Consider the following 24,765-nt stretch of genomic DNA (forward strand, 5'->3'; position numbering starts at 1 on the left):
AAATATGTTTAATAAGAACAAAAATGAGGAAAACTATCTAGACTATATACCGAAAAAATCGGATAAAATCCATTGGGTAGAAAAAGAAGATGGATTAGTCCAAATAATAATATATAGGGATTCATTATTCGAAAAGATAGTTAGGAAACTATTTTTCACCCCAGATAAATATAGGATTGATTTAGATAAAATGGGCTCTTTCATATGGAACCATATAGATGGACAAAAAAATATACACCAGATATCCCAATTAGTAAAAGATGAATTCAAAGAAGAAGCAGAACCCCTATATGAAAGGCTTATCCAATATATCAATATATTGAAAAATAATAAATTTATAGAGTTTATGTAAAATAAGCCTCTTAGTTTATTTCCTTTTAGGAATAAATTAAGAGGCTTTTTTTAATTTGTTAGTAGTAAAAGGTCGAATATTGAAATAAAAAGAAGAATATAGTATAATAGTCCTATAGAACATAGTACAAAAGCACCAAAACAAGGAAGGGTGATCACATGTCTGTAAGAATTGACTTAAATTCTAGCAGATGGATAAAAAGCCAATTTAATACTACCGAACGCAAATTAATACGGAAACAAAATAGGATAATTGAACTACTGGATTATGACATATGTATATCTTTTTTGTTTAATGATTCTAGAAATTTAGCTTTTGTAAGGGGAGTAAGTAGCAAAGATAATCATTCCTGCCAAGACATGATTCCAAGTACACTATTTTTAAATAAAAGGCAATACAATTCTATAAAAGAATTAATAGATAAAAAGGATAAAGTAGAAAATCACTACCATAGTAGTTTGCCTCTTCTATTAGAGAATATTAAATCTGAAGTTCTAATTCCCATATTTAAATATGATAATATTGATAATTTATCTATGAAACTAATTGGTTGTTTATACCTAGGTTCCAATATATATAAAGAATTTCCTTCCGGATTTTTTTCAGAAGATAAAGAGATAAATGAAAAAGTTTCTGACATATCCAAATTGCTTACATTATGTCTAGCAAGATTTGAACAAATATCCGACGCCATCAATATGATAGATATTTTCATTGATATTTTGGAACAAAAGGACCCCTACCTATCTAATCATAGCTATAATGTGGCCAATTGGTGTAGGGAAATTGGAATGGAATTAGGATTTTCTCGTGAGGAATTAAACCAATTAGCATTTGCAGGCCTATTACATGATTTAGGCAAATGTATGATAGATTCTAAGGTATTGAATAAACCTGAAACATTGACAGAAGAGGAATATGCAATAATTAAATACCATATTCTATACAGTTATAAAATCTCTAAAAACCTATTAGGTCATATTGAAGGATTAGACGATATTCCAAGGATAATCAAATACCACCATGAAAGATACGATGGGAAGGGATATCCTTCAGGCTTGAAAGGTGATGAGGTACCCTTTGAAAGCTATATAATCGGCATATCTGATTCAGTAGACGCCATGTTAACCAACAAACCCTATAAAAAAGCCATGCCAATAAATGCAGTCATAAGGGAATTGTACAGGGAGAAGGGGAAACAGTTTCACCCCCAATTAGTAGATATAATGGTGGATAGATTGACTAAAGCTCAAAACCAACTAAAGGAAACCCATTATCACACCGTTGGCCTAAGTTCTTTGATAATCAGCTATGAAGAAAAAGTTATCATCATTGAAGGTGCATTATTTAATATGGGAAACTATTATATATTTAATCCTGATGAAGAGTCTAAGGTAGATGGAATAGACCTATCTAAGATAGCCAATGTAGAAATGGTAGTAAAAAAATTAAACAACCTTAATTATTATGAAATCAAACTGGAGGATCTGATAGACAATACCTTCTATATTTCATCCATAAAATTAATTCCATCACCTAATACTTTCAATCTCCTTTGGAATTTGGAAGGCATATTATATTGGGGGGATGGAAATAGAAAAACTCCCATAGAAATTATAAGAATAGGTGGAGATGCACTATCTTTCTCATTACATGATAATTGGGCAATAGGTATACCTATTGGTAAGCCTTTAAAGGTAAAAATTTTATTCGAAGAATATGATATAGATATTACTGGTAGCATATTAAAAAGCTATGATTTTGGGCCCTATAAATATTTCGACCTTCATTATACCAATATACCAGATTCAAAAAGGGATGCCATATATAGGCAATTATTTAGAAAGCAAATTGAATTGCGGAAAACCATATCTGAATATAGAATATGATTAAAATATTAAAAGGAACTATATATCAACCATAGTTCCTTCTTTTTTATAGAACTATATTAATACTTTAATCTGTATCCAGAAATCCTATTTACCATTAATGCAATCGCCCCATCTCCAGTAACATTGGTCGCTGTACCAAAACTATCCTGGGCTACGTATAGAGCAATCATTAAGGAAAGCATGGCAGAAGGAAAGCCTAACATGGTTTCCAATAGGCCTAAAGCTGCAATAACAGCACCACCAGGTACTCCGGGAGCAGCCACCATGGTGACTCCCAACATCAATATAAAGGGAAACATCACCCTGAAGCTAGTAGTCATGCCATTTAACATCATAATGGCCATAGAACAACTGACCAAGGTAATAGTACTTCCCGATAGGTGGATAGTAGCACATAGGGGAATTACAAAATCCGCTATTCCATCTTGAACTCCATTCTTCTTAGTCTGCTCTAAAGTAACGGGAATAGTGGCTGCAGAAGACTGGGTACCTACAGCTGTAAAATAAGCAGGCACCATATTTTTCAACAATCTAAAAGGATTTCCTCCTGCAACAGCCCCGCCAATTATAAACTGTATTATCAAAACCGTAATATGAAGCAAAATTACCATTACAAATACTCTAGCAAATACGGACAATATAGTAGCCACCTGTCCAGCATAGGTCATATTAGCAAATATACCTAATATATGGAAGGGTAGCAGAGGAATTATTATACTAGATATAAGCTTTTCTATAATAGATTGAAACTCACTCATAAATCTCTTTATTGTATCTCCTTTAATAGCTGCAATCCCAAGACCTAAAGTAAAAGCTATTAACAGAGCCGTCATTACCCCAAAAATGGGAGGCATATCTACCTCAAAATAAGCCTGTAAAAGGGCTTCCTCAGGGTTAGTTGCAGCCACATTTAAAACCCCAGGAGTTAAAAACATAGGTAGTACTATGGAAGATGTAAAATAGGCTAAAGCACCAGAAATAATAGTGGATCCATAAGCGATACCAGCAGTTATTGCCAGTAGCTTACCAGCTTCCTCTCCTAAATCTCCAATTCCAGGAGCTACAAACCCTATTATGATAAGAGGTATAGCAAATCCAAGGAAATTCCCAAATAGACTATTAAAAGTAGCCAATATCCTAACTACCCAGGCAGGGGCAAAATTTCCTATAATTATCCCAAGTATAATAGCAATAATCAACTTGGGCAATAATCCCATTCTTCTCATAAAAATATCCTCCTTTCCTACCTATATTATGTGCTAATTCTATTAAAAAATACAAAAAAATAAAATAAGTTCCCATTATCGGTGCCAGGCACCGAAATGGGAACTTATTACCCTATCTATTCTTTTCATAAGCTCTCACAATAGATGGTATTAATAGAATTTGAATTATTATTCCAGGTAAGGCTGTAATAGTTATTCCTTTTATATACAAGCCTAAAGGAGGCATTGGAAGTGATAAAACTGCCCCTAAAACTAAGACTGTCAAGGCAGCGCTTATTCGGCCAAGGATCATACTAAAGATTAAAGAAGGCATTAAGGTCATTTTAACCTTTCTATAAAGATAGCCGGATACGAGACCATATACTGCCAATTCAACCAACATGATCCAAATAATTGGTACTGGTGGCATACCAGTTAGAATATGATTAAGCATAGGTGATATAATTCCTACAATAAGTCCTAATGAAGAACCTAATATTAATCCAGAAAGTAATACCGGTATATGCATAGGGAGAAAAACAGCTCCATTAATACCAGATATATGTATTATCATAGGAAGGATAATACCAATAGCTATCAACACAGCAGCAGTTACTAAATCTTTTGTCCTAAATCTCATAGTCGATCTCCTTTCTCAAAAAAATAGAAGTATGCCTATACATTATACAATCTTTTTAGGATTTTTCCAACATTTTAGCCATATATTTCTCAAAAACTTGCAAGGGAATCCATATTGGTGTAAATTAATATTATATAAAAGTTTAATGATTAGTTGGGGGAATAAAAATGTGGTTTGCAGCATTATTGATATGGAAAATTTTATTATTTATGGATATAACCAAAGTTGAACATAATGAATCTTTAGTACTATTTACTAGTACATTGATAATCTTATTCCTTTTCGCCTTAATCCATTTCAGCAATTTTAAAAGGAAGAGAACCATAGAGTTTTCTCTATATAATATAGTATCTGCCTTTATGTTTGCAGATGTGATGTACTATAGCTATTTCAATTCATTGCCATCTATAAGGATGATGAAACAGTTTCATCAATTAGGGGCAGTAGGAGATAGCGTCAGAGCATTATTGGATATAAAAAATTTAATGTTTCTATTGGACATACCCTTCCATATGATAAATCATAGGAAAAATCCAGAGGTAGGAGAAAGTAAAACCTATAATAAATATATAAGGTTCGGAGTCCCTGCTAGTATAGGGTTAATACTTGTAATAGTCTTATCCCTTTTAAACTTTAAGGGACTAATGGAACCAATTAGCAATCAAGAACTATTTACCTATCATATAAAGGATTTTAAAACTACTTTAGCAGAAGATGAAATAGCTGAGGGAAGGGGCATATTTACCCAAGAGGATTTGGAAGAATTAATAGAGCGGAGTAAGTTAAAAGAAGGTGAATATACGGGAATCGGGAAAGATAAAAATTTAATAGTAATACAAGTAGAAGCTTTACAAAATTTTGTCATAAATTGTTTCTATGAAGGACAGGAGATAACTCCTAATTTAAATAGATTGATAAGGGAAAAAGGTAGCCTTTATTTTGACAACTATTATCAACAAATAGGCAGAGGGAATACTTCCGATGCAGAATTCGTAACCAATAACTCCCTATATCCATCTATGGAAGAACCAACCTACAGTCAATATGAAGGAAATACTTTCTATGGACTGCCCTGGATTCTTAGAGACCAGGGTTATACTGCTTGGGTATTCCATGGATATGAAAAAGAGTTTTGGAATAGGGATAAGGCCTATGTAAATCAAGGCTTCCAAAGGTTTATATCAGAAGAGGATTTTGATTTAATAGAGACCATAGGTTTTGGAATTACCGATGAAGAATTCTATAGCCAATCTATGGATTATCTAAAGGAATTAGACAGTATAGATGATAATCCCTTCTACGCCTTTATAATCTCTCTAACCAGCCATACCCCTTTTAAAATGCCGGAAGAATATCAATATCTGGACATAAAAGAAGAACATGAAGGCACTATATTAGGGGATTATCTACAGTCTATCCATTATGCGGACAAGGCCTTAGGAGAATTTTTAGAGGATTTAAAAGAGGAAGGCTTCTATGATAATTCTGTAATAGCCTTTTATGGAGACCATTTTGCTATCACTGGTTTCAATCCTTCTGGGGTAGAATTAATGGAGGACTTTCTAAACATAGAATATGATGTAAATGAAATGTTTAAAATTCCATTGATAATCCATATACCAGGTGAGGAAGTCAATGAAACCATATCTAGAATAGGTAGCCAATTGGATTTTCTACCTACCATATTGAATATTATGGGCTATGAAAATGGGAAAGGCCTAATGTTTGGCAGGGATTTAGCAAATTACGAAGGGGAAAACTTTGTTGCAGCTCAAACCTATGTATTAAAAGGTTCCTATATAGACGATGATACCTTATTCTATATGTCTAACGATGGATTGTTTGAAAATAGCAAAGCCTTGGATAGGAAGACCAGAGAACCTTTAGATGTGAAAAATTTTAAAGAAAGATATGAGAATATAATATCTGAAATAAATAAATCCGATTATATACTGAAAAGGGATTTGATAAAACTTCTAATGGAAAACCAAGGCCAGATAGATTTAGCTCAACTAGAGGGGGAAAATATACCTGATGACAAACTAATAATTAAATGTTATGATAATCCACTAGAACAGCTAAGGAAAAGCTATGAAAAGGGAAGTCGCCTATTGGCAGTCGAACTCCATTTTAGAGGAAATGAAGAAATACTATTAAAAGGCCAACAGGATATGGAGGATTTGGTCAATTGGATGGAAAAACATGAGGAAGCCTATGTAATCCTTCGATCTAATGAAGAAGATGAATCCATCTTTTTAAAGGTGAAAGAGGATTGCCCAACTTTAAAGGACAGATTTATAGTGGAGATGACCAAATTTGAACAATATAATAAATTATCCAACAAAGCCTTTAAAAATATAATGCTCAATATATCTAAAGGAAACTATAGTAGAAAAGAGATAATGGATTTTCTAAAGAGACATCCTTTAGCTGGAGTCATAATGGATAAAAAATCAGCCAAAAAATCCTTTATAAAAGGATTGAAAAATCTAAACATACCCGTATATTTAGATGGAGTAGATAAAGGATTAAATACAAGAAGATACAAGAATATAGACGGTTTTTTTATAGGGCAGTAGAGGGAAAGAGACCCTTCGATAGTCGTTCTAACACCCTCTTCCTATCTAAAAAAATTCAATAGAAGTCAAAACATAGATGGAGGAATATTTATGTTACCACTATTACTAATACTAAAAATCCTATTGTTTATGAATATTACTAGGGTGAAATACAATAGAGGACTAGTATTCCTAATAAGTTTATTAGTAATACTATTTTGCTTCACCTTCATATATCTAAGCAATAATAAGAAAAAATACCGACGAGGTTTTAAATTTTATGCGGTAGTATCTGCGATCATGTTTGCAGATGTGGTCTACTATACCTATTTTAACACCTTGCCCTCCATAAGGATGATAAAACAGATGGGACAGGTAACAGCAGTAGGGGATAGCGTTAAAACATTACTATCCATTAGAAATCTATTGTTTTTACTTGACCTACCTTTAACCTATATATATTCAAGAAAAAGAAAAAGAACCAAGAACTATAATAAATATATAAGATGGGGAATTCCTGGGGGTTTAGCCTTGATTTTAATTATTACCTTAATAATCCTGAGTAAGATCAGCTTATTTGGGCCAGTAACCAATCAGGAAATATTCACCTACCATGCTAAGGATATTAAGAAGACTATAATGAAGGAAGACATAACGGAGACTGTATCTTTAACTGGTAAGGATTTAGATGAATTGAAACAGCGAACTAAATTGGTAGAAGGAAAATATACAGGCCTAGGAAAAGGGAAGAATCTAATAGTAATCCAGGTGGAATCTTTACAAAACTTCGTTATAAATCATTACTATGAAGGCCAGGAGGTAACTCCAAATCTAAATGGATTAATTAAAGAACAGGGTAGCCTCTATTTTAACAATTACTATCAATTAATAGGTAGGGGAAATACTTCCGATGCAGAATTCGTCACCCATAACTCCCTATATCCTTCTATGGAAGAACCTACCTATACCCAATATGTGGACAATACCTTTTATGGACTACCTTGGATCCTTAGAGACCAAGGCTATACGGCTTGGGCTTTACACGGGTATGAAAAGGAGTTTTGGAATAGGGATAAGGCATATGTAAATCAAGGCTTCCAAAGATTCATATCCCAAGATGACTATGAACTGGTGGAGACCATAGGTTTTGGAATTACCGATGGAGAGTTTTTTAAACAATCTATGGATTATCTAAAGGAATTGGATAGTATAGATGATAATCCTTTCTACGCCTTTATGATTACTTTAACTAGCCATAATCCCTTTAAGATGCCGGAAAAGTACGAGTATTTAGATATAAAGAAAGAGCATAAGGATACTTTATTAGGAAACTACCTTCAGTCTGTCCAATATTTAGATAAGGTTTTAGGTGAGTTTATAGAAGAACTAAAGAAGGAAGGACTATATGAGGAATCCCTATTGGTAATATACGGCGACCATTTTGCCATAAATAGTTTAAACAAAGAGGACCAAAAATTAATGACGGATTATTTAGGATATACTTACGATTTAGACGAGATGATGAAAGTGCCATTAATAATCCATATACCAGCCTTAGAGACCAATGAAACCATAAATAGGGTAGGCAGTATGTTGGACTTTATGCCAACTATATTGAACATTATGGGTTATGAAAACGAAAAAGGCCTCATGTTTGGCAGGGATTTAATCAATTATGAAGGACAAAACTTCGTAGCCCCCCAAACCTACGCTTTGAAAGGCTCTATCATAACCGATGAAATACTACTAGAAATGTCCAGAGACGGAGTATTTGAAAACAGCCGAGTCTACAATATAAAAACAAGAGCAGCCCTCAATCCAGAGGATTATATAGAAGAACATAAAATGGTAATAGAAGAAATAAACAAATCCGATTATATATTGAAAACTGACTTTTTTGGGAAATAGTAGTACAATGGGGACGGTGAAAACCGTCCCTAAAATTTTTAGGTGCAGACTGGTATATCTCTATTCTTAATCAATATTCCTATATTCATTATTATTAACTGCAACCAGAGGTTATATATTGTATAGTAACATCTCGAGAAACTGCAAGACTGAAGGCCATAGTAGATGAAATAGATCCTTTTTATATAAAAACTTCAAAGAAATTAGAGGAATGTGTTAGATTTTGCAGAAATATATATTTAGATTGAGAAAATTCAGACGGTAATATCTTTAGAGGGGTAATTATATACCGAGGAGGAGTTCATATGAAGATTAAAACAAGAATAGTGTTATTCACATGTATCTTATGCATTCTAAGCATTTTCCTCGTATCTTTAGTTAATTATAATTTTACAGCAAAAGAACTTTTAAATGAGATAGAAGAGAATGCTAGGAATACCGCTAAGATTACAGCAAGAGAAATGGATCAGTGGCTAAGCATCCAAAAAAGTTCTCTGAAAGAAATAGGTGATGCACTAATATATAATGATGAATTTGAATTTGATTATGTACATAAATATCTAGAAAAGCAAGGAGAAACCAATGGAGAGAATGTATACTATCTTGGATTTCCTAATGGATCTGCAATATTTGGAATTGACTATATACCACCAGATGATTTTGATTGTACTGAGAGGGATTGGTACATAGATGCACAAACTACTGATGATGTAGTCGTGTCTTCGCCTTATATAGACTTTAGAACTGGTGATATCACAGTTACTCTTTCCAAGGCTATTAAAGAAGGCGATAGGTTAATTGGGGTTTTAGGCTCAGATATATTCATTGACCATCTAGTGGAAATAGTTTCAAACTTAGAATTAGGCGAAGACTCCTATGGATTTCTATTAGATGGAGAAGGGGATATTATAACTCATAAAGATGAAGAGTTTAACCCTGATGCGGAAAAGGGATATGTAAATATAGCTGAAATATTAGATGGGGAGTTAAAGGATTATGATAAGGTGGAAAGGACCTTTTTTATTGAGGATATGAATGAAACCAATTGGAAGATTGGGGTGGCAATACCTACTGATGAAATACAAAGGCCATTTAGAAACTCCATAAAGATGACTATTATAACTACTGCAATAATAGTTATTATAGCAGTAGTAGTTTCCATTATCATTGGGAATTCAATATCCAAACCCATAGGAGAATCTGTAAAACTAGCAGCCAAAATAGAAAACTTAGACTTGACAGAGGACGTAGATGAAAAGACTTTAAGGAGGAAAGATGAAATTGGTCAGATGACAGCATCTCTTCAATCTATAATAGATCATTTCAAGGACTTTGCAAAAAAAGTAAGCCAATCATCAGAGCAGGTGGCATCATCTTCGGAAGAACTGACATCTGTCTCCCAAGAAGCTGCTTCTGCTTCCAATAGCGTAGCTGAATCAGCTGGCGGGATTGCTGTAGATTCAGAAAATCAACAAAGAGACATACTAAATGCCGTATCTGCAATAGAGGAAATATCAGCACAGATTCAAGAGATATCAGCAAATGCAGAAGGTATAGGCAACTTAAGTCAAAGTATTTCTAACAGTTCAGATGAGGGAAGAAACAAGATTGAACAAGTCATATCCCAGATGAACAATATAGTTGAAAGTACAGAAAAGGTACAAATATCCCTAGTAGATGTAGACAATAGCTCCCAGGAGATGGACAATATAATACAGGTAATTCAGGAAGTTGCGGAACAAACTAATTTACTTGCATTAAATGCAGCTATAGAGGCAGCGAGGGCAGGTGAATACGGAAGTGGATTTGCAGTAGTAGCAGAGGAGATTAGAAAATTGGCAGAAGAAGTCCACAACTCCACAGAAGATATATATGAAATAATAAAGAAAAATCAAGATATAATTGATAAGGCAAATAAAAACATGAATCTAAGCAAAGAAGAGGTGGACAAAGGGTTAGTGTCAATAGATGAAACCAAAGAGACCTTTATGGCCATTATAAATTCAATAGACGAAATATCCAAACAGATAGAAAGCATATCTCAAGCCATAGCACAAGTAGCTGAAGGTACTGAAGATGTAGTAGGTTCTGTAAACTCCATTGAACAGATGTCAAGAGAAATATCGGAAAGCGTACAAAACGTTTCAGCATCAACAGAAGAACAAACAGCCTCCATGGAAGAAATAGCATCTGCCAGTGAAAGCTTGGCAATACTTGCAGAAGGGCTTCAAACCCTTATATCTGAGATAAAGATGTAATTAGGACACCGGGTCAGACCCCTTGTCCTACTGCATTTTCACTTATATATGAAGATATATGTATAGAAAAAATGTGGAAATTAAATTTAAAAGATAATTGGAATTTTCATTTTGATAGGGCAGGCAGATACTGAAATTAAAAACGGTGAAATAATAAAACATGAGGAACTTTGGGATTAAAAAATAGAAATTGAGGAATCAACCTCTGCAATAAAACTTTCTAATTGTTTCATGGAGGTGGCGAAGAGGACTTTGTAAACACCGTAATTTTTGGAGAATTAATAGATATAAATGATATTGAAAGCATTATTGTGAGGGAGTTGAATATAGTTTAGAACAGTAGAACAGATTAAAATTAAATAGGAGACAGTTAATATTAGTGAATGAGCAGAACTGTCATCCTGAACACTGTGAAGGATCCTGATTTTATAGATCCTCCACTTTGCTCAGGATGACATTTTTTATTCATCTATGCCCCTATATTCAAAGGTAGAGATAGGGCTATCATTCATGCCTGCCTTTGTGGCATAGGCTCGGATTATGGTGTCTTTATTACCTCTTTTACAATATATTGATTCTTGTCATAGGCTTGAAGGAATATATTCATATCCCATAGGCCGATTACTTCAGATATTACATCTTGTAAAAAGGCTTCTAAAGCACCCTCTACAGTTTTATTCCATCTATCATCATTTATATCAAAATCCATATATACCAATAGTTTATAATCATCCAAATTGGTAGGATGTAATTTATATTCCATTGGAATTCTAAGGGTTCCAGATTTAAATAATCCATATCTATCATTTAGAAATTCCTCCGTCTCCCTTTCCAAATCGGGGGAACGGACCTTTCCATCATCTATAAGGAATTGGATACTATCCTTGCCCGGATATTCAATAACTCCATTTATACGTAACCCTGGATAATATTCTTTTATTATATAATCTATCTCCTTTAAGAAACTAAGCTTATTATGGACATTCCATCTATCCATAAAATATCTACTGTCAGGATAGATTATAAGCTCTAAATCATAGCCAGATATTCTAGCCGTAAAATCAAAATACTCTTTATAATATCTACCCAGCCTTTTTTCAAGCAGATCTGTTATAAACTGAGGATCTACCTTCTCTGTCATATCCAGTTTACTATCTATAAACTTAAAGACTATATTCCTTATTCTAGTATCAAATTCTACATAATTATATCTAGATCTATAAGGATTTATTATTTGGCCTTGAATCTTAGCTTCCTCATCATATAAGCTGGTTATAGCCACAAATATATCCCATACATAAGCTTCTACATCCCGTCTAGTTAGGTTTCTCCATCTAGAAATATTCCTAGTTCCAAACTCTATATCTAGATAGTACCAAGAACCTCCTCCAGATCTAAGACCAATATCTACTGGTAATTTTCCTATATATCCTAAATGTCTATTTAAATACCTTTCCATATCCCCTATACTATCTACTTCTTCATAGGGTATTTTCACGTCCATAAGGATTTTTTTCTTTTTCTCTAATTCAGCCAACTCTCTATCTCGCCTTAAACTAAGGGAGTCTCTAAAATTAGTCAAATTTGCCACATTATTAAATCCTGGTTTTTTAGCTAATATACCATTACCATCTATATTAACTATATTCCCTTCAAGATCTGGAGTTATGTATAATATAGGTGATAGGGCTACTAGAGAAATATATACATCATCCTTATATAACAAAGGGTCCCTATCTAAAGAGATTTTCTTACCATCTAATAGTACATCTATATCAGAAAACCCCACTTTAATATTTCGAATTACACCCTCTACTTCACTAGGGTTACTAGTCCATCTACCTTCAAATGTTCGAATCTGTCTATCTAACTCGGCAATATTTTTTTCCTTTGCTTGTATCTCGTATCCTCTTTGATAAGCCACAGGCTCTTTAGAAATATCATCTATATTCAACTTCCCATGGGAATTCAACTTTAGACTCCTCTTATTGGGGTCGAAAGCATATCCCATATCTAAAGCCTTGGCTATTTCCTTCATAGGTACCCAAAGTTCTCCATCATATATAAAGGTTTCCTTATGGGGGAAATACTTTCCTTCCACCTGAAGTTTAAAATCTCCAAACAAAGCATCAATTTCCATCACCTGGCCTTTTCCATGACTAGGCCTAGGAAGGGATGGAAGTAAAATGAGTATGATCAATGTAAATATAATAAATCTATTCTTCAAAACCATTCCCCCTCTTTAATACAAAAGATATAATCTATTATATCTATCGGCATATCAGTGAAAAAACTTAGATTATAATGTATAATAAGTTCAAGAAAAACAGTTTTTTGCCGATAAATATAATTAGACTTAATAAATAGGACAAGGGGTGGACTGTGTGAATTATAGAGGTATCAAGCTGAAAAAGATCATTTCATATATGCTATTATTTTGTTTATTATTAAATGGATTAGCATTTAATATGTCAATTAGCTATGCACAATCAAGAGGAAAAGTTACTATAACTAATGTATATACAAATTTTAGAAGGACAGAAAAACGAATTACTATAGATGATGAATCCATAAAAGACTATGAAAATAAAAAGTTAAAAGTTCAAACTCATGACGACGAGTGGCATGAACCTAGGAATATTAACTTAGTAGGGCAATCCATAATACAAGCTGAATTAGACCCCCAGTTAATAATAATGGAGGCGCTAGTATGGGGAAGGATCCTAGATGGAGATCCGCCAGTGTATAAAGACGTAGAGACTAGGTATTCGAACATAAATGAAAAGGGAATACCTGAAATATTGAATGTAAATGAATCTATAGTTAAAATTAACGAACCCATTATTTTAAACGGGAAAGATAATATAAAGGAATTAAAAGATAGTAAATATACTATAACAGTAGGTGGAGTAGAAGCTGATGTAAAAGAGGTAGTTGGGAAAAACCAAGTTGAATTATATCCAAAGGCTGGTCAAGGTCAGTTTCCCGGTGGGGTTAGGGATATAGTAATAAGAAGTACGGATACTTCAGGGGAATATGATTTGGGAACCACGTCAGTATATAAAAATGCTATCCGTATAACTGGTGAACTTGGTATAGAAGGCGTAACCATGTTTCCTACAATGGGAGAACCTGGTTCTAAAGTTACATTTAGAAGAAGTACCTTCCCTAGCCAAGAAGGATATGATATTTATTTTATTAAGGATATAGATAATCCAGAATTTACCGAAGAAAATATGGCAAAAAATCAGAGTATAAGTTTACCCCATGATAATACTAAAGAAACTGTAATAACTGTAGAAGTACCGAATTTAGGATCTAGTCCTTATTATGTAGTGTTTACTAATAAAGAATCTCAAAAATATGGAATAGACAGTACCTATGTTTTACCTCAACAATATCAAGTAGTCACAATATCTCAAAAGCCTACTATAGATAGTGTTCAGCCTAATAGAGCACCTGCAATGACACCGACCTTAGTTGAAATAAATGGAAACTTTTTTACAAAACATAATATTCCAGGATTTAATCCTAATGAAAATTTAATATCAGATAACATAGATATAGGGGATAAAGTAATAACTATTAACTATGGTTCCGGTGAGCTAGAATTACCAGATGAAACTGGAAAACCTGTAAAACATGATGTGAATGTAGAAAGAAAAATTGAAGTAGATATAGGACGGGTGTTAGGGATAGAAGGTTTTGATTATAATTTGACTGATAATAGAGATCCAAATACTTTTGTAGTTAAAACAGAAAATGTCCCTTTAACAGAAGCCCAGGTAGAAGATGTAATCATAAGGGTCACTACTAACATTATAGGTACTACGGAAGGTGGATTTAGTGCTGAGATGGTGCAGGAGTTTACAGTTAGGAATGGATTTACCTATTATCCTGCCACAGAAATACCTAATATAAAAGAAGTAGTACCAAATGTAATACCTATTGAAGAAATAGATGGTTCATTCTACTTAGATAGCAGTATGGGAAGACTCTTATTGTCCATAGAGGGGGAAAACTTCTTAGTTACCCGCTATATTGACGAAAATGGGGTAGAAAGGATGAATTTCCCAAAGATTACCATAGGTGGGGTAGTTATAAATCCAAATGAGAATAAAGCCGAAGGAGAACATAAACCACTAAAATATGAAGTATTAAATAATGGCATTGTTGTAGATGGAACCTTGGGTAATGAAATAGGTAATAGGATACTGATTGAATTAAAAGCCGGTAAGGAAGGCTTTAAACTTATAAATAAGGATAGTAGAAATGTAAATATTAGTAACCCTAATAGACAAAGTAAAGATTTTGCTACGGAATGGATATTTGAAGATAAAGTTAGATTTGAATTGATAAATAAAAATGACTTTCCAGTTATAGACAATGTTAGACCTAGCTTAGTGTCTATTGATGGTGGTGAAGATGTAACGGTTACAGGTTCAAACTTTAGACCAGGAGCTAGGGTATATATAGAAAATAGATTGGTTCCAAGTGTAAATATTTCTGGGGATGGTAAGGTTATAACCTTTAAAGCACCAGCAGGTTCTAGACCGGGAGAGACATTACTTCAGGTAATTAATCCAGAGGGGGGAATAGCAACTCATGTATTTACCTATACTCAGACCTATACAGAACCAAAGTTAACTTATATAAATCCTAAAGAAGGAACTACAAATACTTTAGTGACGGTAAAGGGTGAGAACTTTTTAGCTCCTGACCCTACTATAGTAATTAGTAGTATTGAAAATGTAGATGAGTCTTTAATATATAGGCTTATAGGCACCAGAATATTTATGGATGGTCATGATATAAATGAATACAATAAAGGAGAACAAAACAGGATAAAGCTGGAGCAATTTGCTGTAGGGAAAATATTTAAATATGGCTCTACAGATAAAAAAGTTACTTTAGGAGAAAGTTATGATTCTACCATATTATATGATGAAACTAATAATAAGTTCTATAGTATAGTCAGAGATGTAAGAAACGACTACTATATTGAAGGTGGGGAAGGCATACGATACAAGATTTCCTATGTTGATGGTAATTTTAAAGCCAATGACTATGATATAGACATGACCGAAGATGGAATTTTGAAATTTAATGGTCTAGAGCTAAAAGCTTATACTCCATTTAAAATTCAGGGGAATAAGATAATAGGAAATAGAGTACAGTTCATTGATTCCAATACTTTAACCTTTAAGGTGCCAAATTTAAACATGTCTCCTTGGACAGGAGAAGGTAGATATGATGTGTCAGTAGTAAATCCGGATACTAAGAAACAGACTATAAAAGATGGATTTTATTTCTATGCATCATCTAGTACTAGACCAGTTATTGTAGATGTAATCCCCGACAGAGGACCAGAAAAGGGAGGCAATATAATCCATATAATAGGGCCAGAACCAGACCCGGAGGATGAGCATAATGATAGAATAGGCTTTGTAGACACAGGGGTGACAAAGACTCAAGTGTTTATTGGAGGACAAAAAGTACCAGATGGAGATGTAACCATACTGCCAGGTGGCAGGATGATGGAGGTAAAAGTTCCTCCTACCATAGAGAATATTAAAGAAAAGGGTACCGATAGAATAACAGTATCTCTAGTATTGGTAAACCCTGATGGTGGGACCTTTAGTATATCCTACGAAAATCCTTTAGAAGTAGATAGACAGAGGGGAGAAGATACAATAAAGAAAACCATAAGAGGATATACCTATATAGTACCTACTAGTAATCCTAGGATCACTGAAATCCATCCGAGGGAAGGCTCGGCAGCTGGAGGATATATATTAGAAATATTTGGTTCAGATTTTAGAGATTTTGAACCTTTTGTAGACCTTGATGGAAATGGAGAATACAGTGAGGGTGAACCCTATGATGATATAGACGGAAATGGAAGATATACCCGTAAAGCCCCCGATACTAGAGCTAAATCAAAATATAATCCAGAATATGAATACTTAACATCTCCCATATTACCAAAAGTATATTTTGGCAATAAGGAATCTGAGATAGTAGAATTTGGAACTGGGTATCTACAAGTAATAGTTCCACCAAACGATCCAGGCCCAGTAGATTTATACGTAGTAAACAACGACTCAGGTATATCCAATAAAGTAAGGTTTAACTATCTTTCTTCAGACCCAAGAATAAACAGTGTAGTACCCAATGTAGGAAACGTTAGAGGTGGAGAAAAAGTAGATATTCATGGAGAAAATCTTGAAAACAATAAAATTACTCTAGTCAAAAAGGATAATACAAATAATTCAATAAAAGAAGTTAAACATATGCCATTAGTTAGATTTGGGAATAATTTAAACGAAGATTTGCCAAGAGAACATTCTAATAGTGGAGTTATACGTTCCAATAGGACAAGAGTAAAACTCGATGGTGGTATAGAAATAACATATGATGCCTTAGGAAAGACAGTAACCGTTACCTTGGAAGAAAATGAGATAAAATACACCAATACTTACGAAGACTATAATGGTGAAGAAATATTTATTAATACTAAAGACTTAAAAAATGGAGATGAAAATTATCCTTACGAGCAATTAATAAGGTTAGTGGTAGCAAATAACAGACTCCTTGTATCTGGAAACTATGCTCCTAATTCCCAGTTTAGGAACAATACTCATGTAGTTATTACTACACCAGCATATTATAAAATAGGTAGAACGCCTATATTTATAATAAATCCAGATAAGGGCAAAGGTGAAGGAGAATTTGAGTATAAATATCCAGACAGCAATCCTAAAATTACAAATATTACAAAGGAAGGTGACCAGGAACCAATACTGGAGGATAGAGAAGAGATAAATGGAAAGGCTAAAGTTCTGAAAGTAGATTACAAAGGCGGCAATAGAGTAACTATTCATGGTACTGATTTTAGAGAAAATGCAATTATTAAAATAGCTGATTTGTTAACCATAACAGAAAAGGATATAGAATATAGACTACCTAACGAATTAACCTTTACAATGCCTTCAGTTCCAGCAGGAGAGGCTAATAAACTTCACAGAGTTGTAGTTGAAAACAAGGATGGGGGTACTGCTTCATCTGATAGGAATGATCCACCAATTTATATAGAGTTTGTTGTAGGAGAATCTAATCCGGAAGTATATACTATAGAACCAGACAAGGGACCGGCAACAGGAGGTACTAAGATTAAAATAACAGGAGCAGATTTCAGGAAGGAAATGGAAAAACATCCAAATGGGAAGCTAAAAGTATATTTCGGAGATGCTAAAGTAGATGACAATAATATCACATTCATCGACTACAAAACCTTAGAAGTAATAGCACCACCATCCAACACTCTAGGCCCAGTACAGGTAAGGATAGAGAATCCCGATGGTTCTATGTCTCAAGGAGATATTAGGTTTACCTATATATCCAAACCACGAATAGACGATATAAATCCTAAAAAACTATTCACCAACGATACAGAAACAGAGGTAACCATTACAGGAAGCCAATTCATGTCGGGGGCTAAGGTAATTGTAGGAGGAAGGATAATACCTATTAGGGATTTGAAATCTGGAATGGATGTAAAGGGACAAGGGATTACAGGAGTAGATCCTCAAGGGAACAATAGGGAAGTTGCCGTCATAGATGGAATGGAAGCAGCTAGTGTTACTGTGGTAAGCGATAATGAAATAAAGGTAAGGTTTAATCAAGCTACAGATCTGGAAAATAGCAGTATAATAATAATCAACCCAGATGGAGGAATCTCCGATCCCTATAATGATTTTAAATATGAGAAACCAGTACCGCTAAAACCAATGGTATTAGAGGCCATTCCAGGCTATGAATCAACTGTAATGTTAATCTGGAATGAATCGGATCCAGATCTATTAAATAGAGCTACTAAATATGAGATATATGGTAGAAAGGCTACTGAAAGCACTAATACCTTCATAGGCACTACCACCGATGCAGAGTATCTGATAAAAGGTTTAGAACCAAATACAGAATATGTATTTCTAGTAAGAGCTTTAAACGAGCACGGTGCAGCTCTAGACTTTGCAGAAGTTAAGGTAAGGACTTTAAGTCTACAGGAAGATTATAAACAAAGGGAGAAGGAAGAAAGGCTTAAAGAAGAACAGAAGAAACTAATAGAAAAGGGTAAGGAAGAAATAATAGGGAATAGAACAATCAAAACCTTAGGAACTGAAGATATTAAAAACAAGGTGGGGAATTTAGACTTTAACCAATCCAAATATAAGAACACTACAGAACTTGTAATAAATATACCATTAGCCTTGGCAAGAACCGACTCTACATTGAATATAAAATATGGAGAACTACAGATGACCATAAATCCAAAGGATCTATATACCTATAGGGTTTCATCTGCCGACAAAGGGGATAAGGATTCAAACCTTCAAGTCCATATAAAGAGACAAGGGGAATCCCATATCCCAAGAGGGAAGAGGATTGCTTCCAGAGCCTATGATTTCCATTTTGGATTCCAAAGGGGTAAAGATATTATGGATATAGATAAACTACTAAGATCTGGTAAGCTAACCTTAAACCTAGATACCATAACCTATAACAATGCTAAAAATGTAGCCCTATATAAATTTGACATACCCACCGGAAAATATGTTAAAATATCCAATAATAGGACTACTTCCTTTAATAGTAAAGGAAAATATATATTATTGTCAGATAGATAGGATGACATGCAATTGTTATTCCGAGCGAAGTCGAGGAATCTGGGCGGCCTTTGGTCGCCCAATTGTAAATTGAAAAAGAAGGAGAAAAGCCAATGAAGCGAAAAACTGCAATCTTACTATCATTTATATTCCTATTAAATATTATGATGCCCCTTACCTTAGCCCAAGGCCAAAACCTAAACTATTCCGATATAAACAAACATTGGGCAAAAGGAGAAATATTAGAAGTATCTGCCCTAGACTATATGGAAGGCAGTGGAGGAAAGTTTTACCCTAACCGGAATCTAAACTATGGAGAAATTCTCACCATAGCCATTAGAGCCCTAGGGAAAGAAGGGGAAGCCCAAAAATTAGAACCAAAGAACCATTTAAAGGGCATATACCAATTAGCCTATGATTTGGAGCTAATAGAAGGAGAAGATAAAGACCAACTAATCCCTTCACCAAATACCAAAGTAACTAGGGAAGAGGCAGCCAATATATTGGGGAGAGCCTTAGGCCTTGAACCCCCTTTAGGCCATAATATAAAGGAAGCTAAAAAATTTAAGGATTATAATAAAATAGCCCATCACCGATTACCCTATGTAGAGCTAATCCTACAAAAAGGCTATATGAAGGGTAGAAATGCCAATATACTAGACCCAAAAGGCTATATTACTAGGGGAGAATTTGCTAAAATCCTCTCCAATGCCAATGATGATCTAATCCATCATAGGAGTATAACTAAAAAAACGGGACAAGTATCCAATATGGAATTGGGAAATATAACCATATATAATACCGATGGTACCAGCAAAATAATAGGCTATAAAGGAGAAAATACTTTCCCAGTACAGAAGGACAAAAAAATCTATAATGCAAATATAATAAAATCTGGAGATTTTATTACCTATTATATAGACTCTAATGGAAAGGCCCTATACGGGGAAATAAATACTAAAAAGGAAAGTACCCTAGAAGGCACCATTCGAGAAATAAATCTAAAGGATAGAGAGATTACAGTATGGGATTTTAATAATAAACTCCATAGATTTAAATTAGACCCTTACATAGATATGGATGAACTATATTTTGAACAGGAAGTAGCCATTACCACTAAGGGAGGGCAGGTAATTAAAATTACCTCCTTTAATGACATAGATCCAGCAAGGGACGGATATATAATTCCTGGTTCTAGATTTAGGGTAGGTACCCTATTATCCATATCCAAGGATGAAATCCAAATCCAAACCCAAAACGGTAGGGAAAGGTTCCAAATAGATCCAATGTATACCACCATATATAGAAGAAACCAGAGGATAGAGTTATTCCAGGTAAAGGAAGGGGATAGGGTGCTCCTAACCTTTGACGATATATATTCTCCCCAAGTAGGGGAAATAAAGGTGGAAGACGAAGAAAAACATATAGGGGGAGTAATAAAGGGTAAAATCCAATTGGTAGATGAGAGGAATAAGGAAATCCTCATATCGGAACCCTATGAACTATACCAAGGCCAATGGGTACCATCATCTAAATCTAATCAAAAGATTAAACTAGGTACTGGCAGCATATATGAAGGAGGACGGAAGACCACCCTTCAAAGCCTTAACAAGCGAAGGGGAGAGGAAGCCTATATTGCCTATGAAAACTCCTATGGAACTATGAACATATCTAAAATGTTATTGAAATCCGGCTCATCTATGGAATATAAGGATAAAATCCAGGATATAGACTATGGTACTGGCCAGATGGTAGTAGATACTAATTCTTTTAATTATCATGAAGGCACCATAGTCATTAAAGACAATAGACTGGTAGATCCATTAAATTTAAACCTTAACCAAAACATATACCTGGTTTCCGATTATAGATATGGCAGTCGAGGGGCCAGCGTTATCTCCATAGAGGATTCAGGTATAATAGACGATAGAATAGATGGTACAAGGCTATGGGTTTATAAAGGGAAGATAGAGGATATATTCGACTATAGATTGACCTTAGGTAGGTATAATTATAGAATGGACAAGGAAGTACTGACTTCCTCAGGATTTAAATCCAATTCAGGTTCTGAAGAATTTACCTTAACCTTAGATACATTGATATACGATAGCCAATTGGAAAAATTAATCCCAACTAAATCCTTCCTAGATTCTAGATTTATAGATTTAATAGATATAAAGGATAGGGATTTAAGGAATAGAATAGAAAAAGAATACTATAAAAACAAACCGGCATACTTAATAGCCAAGGAAACTCCTGATGGAAAAGAAGTATTGGCTATTAACCTAATACCTCAAGACCTAAACAAGTATAACCAAACTGTAACCTTAGACCATAGCGCTGTAGGAGAAATAGGGGATATGAATATTGATGAAAACACTTTAACCTTAACTAAAACAAGAACCTACAACAACCTAACAGGGCGATGGGATTATGGAAAAGATGAAGAATTAAACTTAAATAAAGCAGTAATCCTAGTTAACGACAAACCATTAAACCCAGATGAACTATACAAACTAAGAAAAGGCAGTCAAGCCTATATAGTAAAACACAATGATTCATCAATAAATATACCCTATATACTATTGATAGAATATTAGGATACGAAAAAATTTGCGTAACACGCATTGGAGGTATTAACTAATGAAAATTAAAATAACATCATTAATAATAATCCTAACACTAGTCTTAGCATCCTCCTCTTCTTTAGCAGTAGAACTACCAGGCTATGAAGGAGGAATAAATAACGAAAACAATTATAAAGAAGTAATATTTATCACCGGCGAACCCATAGAATTAGAAGGAACCTTAAAGATAAATATAAAGGAAAGAAATAGGAAAGGCGTTCAGGAAAAGAACTATACCTATACCTATAATCTAAACAATTTTAAACTAGGAGCTACCTTAAAGCGAACCATTAGGCTTACAGAAACCTTTGATACCAACGGGAAGCAGACTACCTCTCAAAAGACCTTAGATAATTATAACGAGACCCTTAGGATAGATGGGAAAACCTATCAGGTAAAAACGGAAGACTACCAATGGAACCAAGGACATATACTCCATGAAACAGGATTATTAGAATATTATGCAGGAGACTGGTCTGCAAGGAAGACCTATAATGTAGATAGGGGAGTAGAAAGGGTAACGGTTCAAACTAAAGGGAATTTAGTAGGCTATGATAGCCCTTGGTCTGCAACCCAAACCCAGACCCTAGAACATATAATAGAATATGAAAACAAACTAGAAGAGGATAATACCTGGGAAGGTACTGCTATAGTAGAAGCTTCCTATAATAAGACTAAGGACTATAACTATGTAGAAAATGTACCTAATCAAATATCCTTTGAGGGAGGCTTCATGTTAACAGAGAAACATGAAAATGTACTTAAATATTCCTATGATCTACCAAGACCAAATGGTACAGGGAGAAATATGGGGCGAGACTCTATGAGTATAGACACTAACCCAATAATTACAAGATTAAATATACCAGCCCTAAGGGATGTAAGGGGATTAGAATCTGAAAAGGATATATTATTGATAGCCAGTATGGATGGTTTCTCCCTAAGGGCTACAAATCTAGGGCCATCTACCCCTGTAAGTAGAGGGGATTTTGCTAGAGCCTTGGCCAATACCATGGATATAGAACTGCCAGTAGAGGAAGAAACTAAAGGCAGAAGGGGCAGGAGAAATAAAGAAGAAGAAAAATTAAGGTATATAGATGTACCTAAAACCCATAGAAACTATCCCTATATAGAAGGGGTATCCAATAGGGATATTATGATAGGGGTAGGGAAAGGCCGTTTTGAACCGGATAGGGAGTTAACCAAAGCAGAAGCTACTACCATACTAATTAGACTTTTAGGTTTCCAAAGCCTAGCACCTATAGGCAATTATTCTACCGGATTTAAAGACGACTCCACTATTCCTTCTTGGGCAAAGGACCATGTTTATATGGCAAAGGAATTAAACATAGTTCCAAGAACTGAATACTTCCATCCAAATAGACCTATTACAAAGGAAGAGACAGCTACCTTATTGGTAAACTTTATCAACTACTTACAGGAACAATTAAAATACGATTATAGGGAAAATGTACTAAACTAATAAATTAGGGGGAAGTTAAAAATGGCAAAAAATAAATGGAATATAAAAAAACTTGCAGCATTAATACTAGCCCTATCCATACTACTAACGCCAATAAGAACCATAGCAGAATCAGGCTACGATCTAGAATACTTCATCCAAATAATGGGCCTAGTCCAACAAAACTATGTCTATGAATTAGGGGAAGAAGAATTACTACAAGGAGCCATCAAAGGCCTATTTGACACTCTAGATGAAAATAGCCAATACTATACTGAAGAAGAATTCCAAGACTTAATAGATGATCTTTCTGGTGACTTTGTCGGTATAGGAGTATATATTAAAGAAGAAAAGGGTTCTATCATAATAACTAACCTTATAAAAGGAAGCCCTGCCGACAAAGCAGGTATCAAACCGGGAGACCAGCTAATCTCCGTAGATGGTAAGGATATAAAGGGCAAATCCTTAGAGGAAGTAATTAATCTAATAAAAGGCAAACCAAATACCCCAGTTAAAATAGGGGTTAGGAGAGGCCAAAAGGATATCTATAAGGATATGAAGAGGGCGGAAATAAAGATAAATCCAGTAGAATACAGGGTATTAGAGAAAAAAATCGGCTATATAAGGATAAGCCAGTTTAACCCACATACTTATGAAAATGTAGTTTCGGCATTAAAGGAGCTTGACAAAGAAAATATTTCCAGTATAATAATAGATCTAAGGGACAACCCAGGTGGACTTTTGGGAGAAGTAGTCAATATACTAAATCTATTCATCCCAGAAGGACCCATAGTCCATATAAAATATAGAGAAGACGTGGAACAAACCTATTACTCAAAACTGAAGAAACCTAAATATAAGCTAGTAGTCCTAGTAAATGAAAACTCAGCTTCTGCTTCAGAAATATTCGCAGGAGCAGTCCAAGACACAAAAGTTGGGACAATCCTAGGGGTTCCCACCTATGGCAAAGGAACGGTCCAACAGATAATTCCTTTAGTCAAAGGTGACGGCATGAAACTAACCATAGCAGAATACCAAACACCAAATAGAAGAAACATACACAACAAGGGAATCCAACCAGATATAATGGTAAAGAATAAAGATGGAGATACAGATAAACAACTACAAAAAGCAATAGAAATTCTATCAGAAATATAAATTTGTAACACAATTGTAATAGTAATCCACCCTTTTCTA

Annotated in this window: 13 protein-coding genes; 10 read left to right on the forward strand and 3 right to left on the reverse strand. The window is 34.3% G+C overall.

The window, feature by feature from the left end:
* The first annotated feature begins 4 nt into the window (after nucleotides 1-4).
* Entirely contained in the window at nucleotides 5-352 is a 348-nt protein-coding gene (locus CUL_RS0103945; RefSeq protein WP_005582283.1) for a PqqD family protein, read from the forward strand.
* Between the two features lie 158 nt (nucleotides 353-510).
* Nucleotides 511-2,241: an HD-GYP domain-containing protein gene (locus tag CUL_RS17880; RefSeq protein ID WP_025640559.1), complete on the forward strand. Its 1,731-nt coding sequence runs from the start codon at nucleotides 511-513 to the stop codon at nucleotides 2,239-2,241.
* Between the two features lie 59 nt (nucleotides 2,242-2,300).
* Here CUL_RS17880 and CUL_RS0103955 read toward each other — a convergent pair whose 3' ends face one another.
* A complete protein-coding gene (locus CUL_RS0103955) occupies nucleotides 2,301-3,470 on the reverse strand; it encodes a dicarboxylate/amino acid:cation symporter (RefSeq protein WP_025640560.1) in 1,170 nt (389 codons plus the stop codon).
* A gap of 112 nt (nucleotides 3,471-3,582) precedes the next feature.
* Entirely contained in the window at nucleotides 3,583-4,089 is a 507-nt protein-coding gene (locus CUL_RS0103960; protein ID WP_025640561.1) for an ECF transporter S component, read from the reverse strand.
* Between the two features lie 167 nt (nucleotides 4,090-4,256).
* Here CUL_RS0103960 and CUL_RS16605 point away from each other — a divergent pair, with 167 nt between their 5' ends.
* From CUL_RS16605 to CUL_RS0103975, 4 genes are all read left to right on the forward strand, one after another.
* A complete protein-coding gene (locus tag CUL_RS16605; protein WP_025640562.1) occupies nucleotides 4,257-6,668 on the forward strand; it encodes a sulfatase-like hydrolase/transferase in 2,412 nt (803 codons plus the stop codon).
* 90 nt (nucleotides 6,669-6,758) lie between these two features.
* Nucleotides 6,759-8,555 (forward strand): LTA synthase family protein, encoded by a 1,797-nt coding sequence (locus CUL_RS17885; RefSeq protein WP_025640563.1) that lies wholly within the window; start codon nucleotides 6,759-6,761, stop codon nucleotides 8,553-8,555.
* Nucleotides 8,556-8,668: 113 nt separating this feature from the next.
* A complete protein-coding gene (locus CUL_RS20115; RefSeq protein WP_408065617.1) occupies nucleotides 8,669-8,803 on the forward strand; it encodes a DUF2179 domain-containing protein in 135 nt (44 codons plus the stop codon).
* Between the two features lie 57 nt (nucleotides 8,804-8,860).
* Nucleotides 8,861-10,813, forward strand: a complete 1,953-nt coding sequence (locus CUL_RS0103975; RefSeq protein ID WP_025640564.1) for a methyl-accepting chemotaxis protein — start codon at nucleotides 8,861-8,863, stop codon at nucleotides 10,811-10,813.
* 538 nt (nucleotides 10,814-11,351) lie between these two features.
* Here CUL_RS0103975 and CUL_RS0103985 read toward each other — a convergent pair.
* Nucleotides 11,352-13,040, reverse strand: a complete 1,689-nt coding sequence (locus CUL_RS0103985; RefSeq protein WP_025640565.1) for a hypothetical protein — start codon at nucleotides 13,038-13,040, stop codon at nucleotides 11,352-11,354.
* Nucleotides 13,041-13,197: 157 nt separating this feature from the next.
* Here CUL_RS0103985 and CUL_RS0103990 point away from each other — a divergent pair, with 157 nt between their 5' ends.
* From CUL_RS0103990 to CUL_RS0104005, 4 genes are all read left to right on the forward strand, one after another.
* A complete protein-coding gene (locus CUL_RS0103990; RefSeq protein WP_025640566.1) occupies nucleotides 13,198-19,500 on the forward strand; it encodes an IPT/TIG domain-containing protein in 6,303 nt (2,100 codons plus the stop codon).
* Nucleotides 19,501-19,592: 92 nt separating this feature from the next.
* The gene (locus tag CUL_RS0103995; protein ID WP_025640567.1) at nucleotides 19,593-22,079 is read left to right on the forward strand and encodes an S-layer homology domain-containing protein; all 2,487 of its coding nucleotides are present in this window, start codon (nucleotides 19,593-19,595) and stop codon (nucleotides 22,077-22,079) included.
* A gap of 43 nt (nucleotides 22,080-22,122) precedes the next feature.
* Nucleotides 22,123-23,589 (forward strand): S-layer homology domain-containing protein, encoded by a 1,467-nt coding sequence (locus CUL_RS0104000; protein WP_025640568.1) that lies wholly within the window; start codon nucleotides 22,123-22,125, stop codon nucleotides 23,587-23,589.
* A gap of 21 nt (nucleotides 23,590-23,610) precedes the next feature.
* Nucleotides 23,611-24,726 (forward strand): S41 family peptidase, encoded by a 1,116-nt coding sequence (locus tag CUL_RS0104005; protein WP_051403496.1) that lies wholly within the window; start codon nucleotides 23,611-23,613, stop codon nucleotides 24,724-24,726.
* Nucleotides 24,727-24,765 lie beyond the last annotated feature (39 nt).

It is taken from the genome of [Clostridium] ultunense DSM 10521, from assembly GCF_000511955.1.
Classification (GTDB): domain Bacteria; phylum Bacillota; class Clostridia; order Tissierellales; family Tepidimicrobiaceae; genus Schnuerera; species Schnuerera ultunensis.